Raw genomic sequence first — 3499 nt, 5'->3', positions numbered from 1 at the left:
CTATCATCTTCTCTATCTTTTCTTCACCAAAGATATGTTGGAACTCCTCTAAAAGATAACGAAGTTTTTTAAAAGAGATCCTGATCTTATGGAGTTTTTTATCATCAAAATCCTTTTCCAAAGCATTGATCTTTTTGATGATGTTCAGGTGTAGATCATTGATAACTTTTCTGGCTTTATCTTCTATGGTACCACTTGTATTGTAAGAAGTCAAAAGGGTCTCTTTTTTCAATATATTTTGATAGGTGTGAAAAAAGTTTTCAAAAGTTTTACCCTTTAACATCTCTTCTATCTTCCCTTGTTCATGTTCACGTTGTCTTCTGATATCTTTTTGGATGACATCATGGTCTTTGTCGACATCTTTCAAACGCTCTTTAATGACATCCAAGTCACGCTTGTGATTTGTTTGTGTACCAAAACTGCTTAGACTGTCATTGAAATAGGTATGTTCTTTCTTTGGGAATAAAAATTCGAATTCTTTTAAAAAAGCTCTGGATTTTCGAATGTTTATCCTAAACTGGTGGAGGTCTTCAATGTTGTCATAAAGAAGTATGCGTTCTTTGTAGAAGAGTATGGAGAGGGAAAACTTGTATAAGATCACTCGAAGTGCATCGATAGGCGAAAGGTTTGAAATGAAATAGGCATCAAGTTCATCACTGTTTTTTGTTTCAAGTTCTATAAAGATACGGTCTAGTTTAGAAACAGTTTTAGGTTTTCCATTTAAAACAATATTTTTGTTTTTGAAAGATTCATCAAAACTCACATCTTTAACCACATGTATTTGAAGTATTTTAGGGAGATCAAATGCTTCAAAATCTTTCATCTCAGGGAATTCAATCTCAAGAATATAGAGACCTTTTAAGCCTTTTTTAAAGACATCTATGGAGTATTCTTTCCCTTCAAAGTGAAAGAAATACCTCTCTTTTTGTATAGTCTTATTTATATGGTCTGTGAATCTTTTTTTAAATTTCTTTTTACTTATCTCTACTTCTACTTCTTCTCTTGAAGCACCTGTACCATCTTTAACGGTCTTAAAGTAACGATCATCCATTTTTCTATAGCGTACACATCTAAGAGGTGTGATGGCTGTATAAAATTGGGTGATCTTATGTTTTTTTAGAGCATATTTATTTATAAGAGAGATAATAGAATCTTTAAGCAGATACTTTCTTTCTATCTCTTTCATATTTTTTCCTGAGTTTGAGTATTATTTATTATAGCATGTAAAGATTTCATTATAAAATCTCCTATATAGCACATTTTATAAGGTTTTCTATTGGAGGTTACATATTTATGACCCGAAAACGTCGCTATAGTGGATAACCTTATAAAATATGTTAGATTATAAGGTTTCTAAAGTATGACTTCAATATGACATAAAAATGCTAGAATTATAGATTAAAGAAAGAAGAATGGATATAAAGTACTTATGAACTATAAACAAACATTTACCAAAATAAAACAGTCCCTGCCTATAGATATTTCTATAGTAAGTTCACTCTATACTCTTTCAGTAAAAAGTCAACTAACTGCTTTGGCATTTGTAGTGCTTGTAACCATATTCTTATATTCTGAACTTTCATATAGTATTGTTATCTGGGGTAGTGTATTGTTCGTATTTACATTGTGTAGGCTTTACTCTATTTATCTCTTCAAGACAGCTCAACAAATGTATTCAGTCGAAATTTGGTATAAATTTTTTATGATATCTTCTCTCTCAACTGCAGCGATGATATCTTTACTTGGTACTGTATATATTCACTATCTAAGTGACTACTATCAACTTTTTGTAGTGGCTATCTTAGTTGCATCGGCTTCTGTTTCGACAACTTCACTATTTGCTGATTTTCGCATTGCTATAGCATATATTAGTATTATATTACTTCCGTTAATTGTATCTACCATAACATTACACTTTATACTTTCCATACTTCTGACATTGTTTTTTATGTCTCAAATACTTATGATATTTAATAATCACAAACAAGGGGAAAAAATTAAAGAGTTGAATGATAAACTTCAAAATCAGGTAGTAAATAACCAACTCCTCCTAGATGAGAACAAGCAGTTTATCGCTGATATGGTACATCAGATAAGAACTCCCCTCTCTGTCATTATGACCAACTCTGAACTTATTGAGATGAAGACCGAAAAGCAGGTATCTCCCAATATTACCCAAATTAACTCAGCTATTAATATGCTTTCAAACTCTTATGAAGACCTCTCCTATATCATCTCAAATGATACGATGGAATACAAGCCAATAGAAATTAATTTTACAGATTTTACCAATGAGAGAGTAGACTTTTTTGAAGTCATTGCTCAGGCCAATGGGAAAACCATAAATAGACATATAGCACGTTATATAAGAGTAACTATGAATGATACTGAATTAGAGAGGCTCATTGATAATAATCTGTCTAATGCTATTAAACACAGTAACGATAGAACTAAGATAGAGGTTATTTTAGAAAAAAACAATTCAGATATTCTCTTAAAATTTATTTCTACGGGGAAAAACATCTCTGATGTTTCTATGATATTTGATAAAAATTATACGGAGACCCACAGTGCAAAAAGATGTTTAGGATTGGGCTTGAGTATGGTAAAAACTATTTGTGAGAAGAATAGTATTGACTATCGTGCACACTCAGAAAAAGGTGTCAATACATTTACATATGTTTTTAAAGTTTGATTTGAAGTTAAAGAAAATAGTTAAATATTAGCTGTGATGAGAGGATCTTAAGGTAAAAGTTACTTCCACACGCACTTCTCGGTTTGGTTACCACACTTCTCACAAACCTCAATCTTCCGTGTGCATTTATATAACACTGTAATAATATAAATTAGTGTTATTGCTGCAGATAATACCATGGTTGCTGCAAGACAAACATCATTTGGAGACCCATAGCAGCCATTAATCTTAAGGATTGACCCAATAAGCAAAAGTATGACAAATGAAACAGGGTAGACGACAACCATTAGGGATAGCATAATCACTTTTCGCCCTATCTTTGTCTTTGTCTCGGGCTTCCCGATATGATGACACTTACTACATTCTGTCATTTGTCGCTACCTCATAGTGGTAAACAATACTGATAATGTTTCCGTGCTCATTAAGCACTTTTTTAATTGGAACTATAGGTTTAATAGTTATAGTGTATCCAAAAATGTCTTGTTCTAAAAACATTATAAAATATTTGACTTTATAAGATTTCTATTTACAGTACGCATAAGTGTTTACTTCTCTTTCTATACAATAATATAATCTATTCCGAATCCAACTTTAGTTTCAAACCCTTTTGTAGATCGATCATGGCTTCCTGTCCTACCGTTATCATACCATCCTGAGGACGATCAAGATCCAGAACTACTTCAGTAAGCGTTGCAAAGGCGAGGATAAGAGGGATAACGGCAGCTAGCCTTCGGGACTTTGAAAGTCTGGCCTGGGAACCCATTGTCATCATAGTAAGAGAGGAAATAACCAATAATACTAACC

At 32.4% G+C, this 3499-nt stretch carries 3 protein-coding genes; 1 reads left to right on the top strand and 2 read right to left on the bottom strand.

The genetic code is table 11. The annotated features are described in order from the left end of the window. A partial coding sequence (locus tag WBM70_RS08725; protein WP_424558122.1) for a CHAD domain-containing protein occupies positions 1-1186 on the bottom strand: 1186 nt, incomplete at its 3' end. A 243-nt stretch (positions 1187-1429) separates the two neighbouring features. On the opposite strand from WBM70_RS08725, the gene WBM70_RS08720 reads away from it, so the two are divergent. Next, the gene (locus WBM70_RS08720) at positions 1430-2695 is read left to right on the top strand and encodes a sensor histidine kinase (RefSeq protein ID WP_424558121.1); all 1266 of its coding nucleotides are present in this window, start codon (positions 1430-1432) and stop codon (positions 2693-2695) included. Between the two features lie 574 nt (positions 2696-3269). Here WBM70_RS08720 and WBM70_RS08715 read toward each other — a convergent pair. Further along, positions 3270-3499 (bottom strand): hypothetical protein (locus tag WBM70_RS08715; protein ID WP_424558120.1); only part of this gene is annotated, 230 nt, incomplete at its 5' end.

The sequence above is a fragment of the Sulfurovum sp. genome (assembly GCF_049668085.1).
GTDB lineage: Bacteria > Campylobacterota > Campylobacteria > Campylobacterales > Sulfurovaceae > Sulfurovum.
The sequence above is the reverse complement of the archived record's forward strand: the minus strand, read 5'-3'. Positions and strand labels throughout refer to the sequence as shown.

Bases quoted from the DNA above. Each gene is read 5' to 3' on its own strand.
- WBM70_RS08720 (WP_424558121.1), top strand. From the start codon at position 1,430: ATGAACTATAAACAAACATTTACCAAAATAAAACAGTCCCTGCCTATA.